The 3,055-nt window shown below is 61.6% G+C and carries 3 protein-coding genes and 1 pseudogene; 1 reads left to right on the plus strand and 3 read right to left on the minus strand.

The window, feature by feature from the left end:
- Positions 1–158: 158 nt before the first annotated feature.
- Together BJF83_RS01900 and BJF83_RS01905 are read right to left on the minus strand one after the other, a co-directional pair.
- Entirely contained in the window at positions 159–395 is a 237-nt protein-coding gene (locus tag BJF83_RS01900) for a hypothetical protein (protein WP_262391241.1), read from the minus strand.
- Between the two features lie 634 nt (positions 396–1,029).
- Positions 1,030–1,808: pseudogene (locus tag BJF83_RS01905) on the minus strand (GntR family transcriptional regulator).
- A gap of 24 nt (positions 1,809–1,832) precedes the next feature.
- On the opposite strand from BJF83_RS01905, the gene BJF83_RS01910 reads away from it, so the two are divergent.
- The gene (locus BJF83_RS01910; protein WP_262391243.1) at positions 1,833–2,294 is read left to right on the plus strand and encodes an NUDIX hydrolase; all 462 of its coding nucleotides are present in this window, start codon (positions 1,833–1,835) and stop codon (positions 2,292–2,294) included.
- A gap of 97 nt (positions 2,295–2,391) precedes the next feature.
- Here BJF83_RS01910 and BJF83_RS26440 read toward each other — a convergent pair.
- Positions 2,392–3,055 (minus strand): hypothetical protein (locus BJF83_RS26440; protein WP_262391242.1); only part of this gene is annotated, 664 nt, incomplete at its 5' end.

Consider the following 3,055-nt stretch of genomic DNA (forward strand, 5'->3'; position numbering starts at 1 on the left):
GATCCGCTGCACCAGCGAGGTTCCGTCCGGTTGGGGGGACAGTGCCTCGTAGGTGATGGACTCCCAGTCCTCACAGGCCACGCGCACCCGCACACCCCGAGCACGCGCCCATGCCTTCAGGGTCTCCCTGTCGACCACGGAATCGGGTTCGTCGCCGGTCACCGTCCCACCACCCCTACGGCTATGGCCGTGCGCACCAGGTCACGCAGCTCGGCCAGGTCGTCGTCAGGGGAGGTCGATCTGGCGATCCGCACCAGGGTGTCGATTCCCCGCCGGTCCCGCTCGGCCCGCTGCGCGGCACGCCTGTTCTCCAGGGCCGCGTAGGGGCCGCGCACGAGGCGGTAGGCGCGGGGGTCGTCGCCGTCCATCACGATGGGTTCCGGCGCTGGCAGCATCGCCACCCGCGTAGGCGGCGGCAGAAGGAACGGCCGGGGGCCGGTCCGGTGGTGCCTGCCGTGTCGCTTCGGTCGAATCAGAGTCACCAACGCCCGAATCAGGGCGATAAGGTTTTTCACGTCAGCCTGCTTTCCTCAGGTTGGCCGTGCCCCCGGATGCCTAGCCCGCGTCGCGGGGGTCTGCTGTCTGTGAGTGGCTGTGACCACGACCGGCAGCCCATCCGGCCGCGGTTTGTCCACCCGTGAGTTTCAGGAGCCCGTTCCGGTCCCCCGGCAAGCCGTGCAGGACACGACACGTGTCGCCGGTTCTCGCGTAGTCGACGAGCGGACCACGACCAGGCGACGAGAGCGGACGGTCTTACGTCCGCGCCCGCGACAGGACTTGCACCGCTTCGAAGCTGAGACGGCGACGGCGACGGCGACGGCATCCACGAAGCACGCTCCCCGGGGGGCTGGGGGTGCGCTGGGTTGTCGAACCACAAGCACACCGCTCAAACGAACCCTGCCAACTCATATACATAGGACAATCACATGCACTCATTTATATGAGTTGTGGTGTACAGGTTGCCTCACTCATGTACATGAGTCAACCCTGTGGAGCCAACAAGCCTGTCTACCTCGGACGTTCCGGGCCTCAGTCTGTGGCAGGTATGCGGTAGTCGAGCACGAACTGATCAGCGACCATGATCGTGTCGCACACCTCCACCACACGCCCAGCAGTGGTGACGGCGTTCCTGGTCAGGTGGATGATCGGAGAGCCAGGGCTCAGGCTCAGCGCGCTCGCCTCCTGCTTGGTGGCCAGACGCGCCCGCACGGTCTCGGTGTACTCGGCGAACTCGTGCCCGTGCTCTTCCAGCCGGGCGTAGATGCCACCGCCGCCGGGGTTCTCCTCGAAGAGTTCGGGGATGTCCCGCGCCACGTCCCACGGCAGGTACGACGTCGCCTCCTCAGTGGGGGTGCCATCGCTGAAGTAGAGACGACGGCGGGCAAGGACCTTGTCGCCCTCGTTCACGTCCAGGCGCTCAGCGATCTCGGCGGGAGCGGCGACGGGTCCGATGGAGAGCACCTGAACTGTGGGCTTCACCCCGGCTTGTTCGGTTTCGGCGATGTAGGCCGCCTTGCCCGCACGGCGGTGCGAGCGCCGGAACGGGTCCGAGGACTTGCGCGTGACGGGAGGTCGGGACTCACGAAGGAGCCCTTGCCCTGGAAGGTCTCCACCAGGCCGGTTGCCCGAAGCTGGGCGATCGCCTTGCGGACCGTGCCGGAGGAGACGCTGTAGCGCTCCATCAGGGCGGTCTCGCTCGGTATCTCCTCAGCAGGTGCCAGGCGACCAGTCCTGATCTGCTCTTCGATGTCGTCCGCGATCTGGAGATACCGGGGCTTCGCCGACTTCGCCCCTACAGTGCTCGCCATAGTCCTTCTGTGCCTCCTATGCTCATGTACATGAGTAACAGCACTGGAGACAAGCCGTCAACGCCGCTGCATTCCGTGTCCGTCGCAGGGGCCGTCATCCGCGAGGACGGACGCATGTTGGCGATCCAGCGCAGGGACAACGGCCGGTGGGAGCCGCCGGGTGGAGTCCTGGAGTTGGAGGAGACCCCAGAAGAGGGGGTCGTCCGCGAGGTGCTGGAGGAGACCGGCATCCACGTCGAGGTGGAACAACTCACGGGCGTCTACAAGAACATGGCCCGCGGAATCATCGCCCTCGTCTTCCGCTGCAAGCCGTCCGGAGGCGAAGCACGCGTCACCCCCGAGGCGACCGCCGTCGAATGGCTCACCCCCGACGAGGTCAAGAAGCACATGGGCGAGGTCTACGAAATCCGCCTACTTGATGCAATCGACCCAAACTGCCCGCACGTCCGGAACCACGACGGCGCACACCTAATCCCACCGCCCTAGGCATCAATCTCTTGCGAAGATCAGCGCCCCCGAGCCGACGGAATACCGACAACAAGAACAAGATAATATCCAATCATTCTAGAACGGGGCTATTTTTTCAAAAAAACGACCAAAGGCAGCAATGATTGTGGTCACAAGAATCCAACCACTTATTGTCAAAATATAAAAAACCACCTTTGACGAACCGGAGATCCCATGAAACTCCGTGCCCTAGATCAAGCAAAGGTATCAGAACATCCAGGGAATACAACATCGGGTCCCACGCTGGATGTTCGTCTGCTTTGACCGGGCAAACCTGATAAGAAGTACCGCTACACCCCCGAGCAATAAAAGCAAACCAAGCGGACCCAGAAATCCAAATTAAAGAAAAAAGCGCAATCGCCCTGTGCGGTTTGAATCCGAACCCGATGGCCTTATCTTGCAAAAACCCCCAAACACGGAAAAGTGGTCCGCCGCTCCCGTAAAATCTTCTTATGGCTTCCATTTCCACTATTCGGTGCTCAGCGTCATCCCCTCTTTCAAGACACCAGCGCGAGAGTTGTGCGTACGGATGCGGATTAAAGCTAGGGTTAGCCCTCTTCAGCCAAGAAAGTCTCTCTTTGATGGGAGAATCTGATTGAATGTCCTGATAAGAGAAACCAACGATATTAATTTCAGCGCTTTTAGAGCTCATCTCAAAAGCCGTGCGAGGTGGCCCTGCGCCTGGCATGATCACGTGCTGTGAGTGATGTGTTGCCCGATGGGCTCTGGGAGATCGTTCA

The sequence above is a fragment of the Nocardiopsis sp. CNR-923 genome, assembly GCF_001942255.1.
Classification (GTDB): Bacteria; Actinomycetota; Actinomycetes; order Streptosporangiales; family Streptosporangiaceae; genus Nocardiopsis.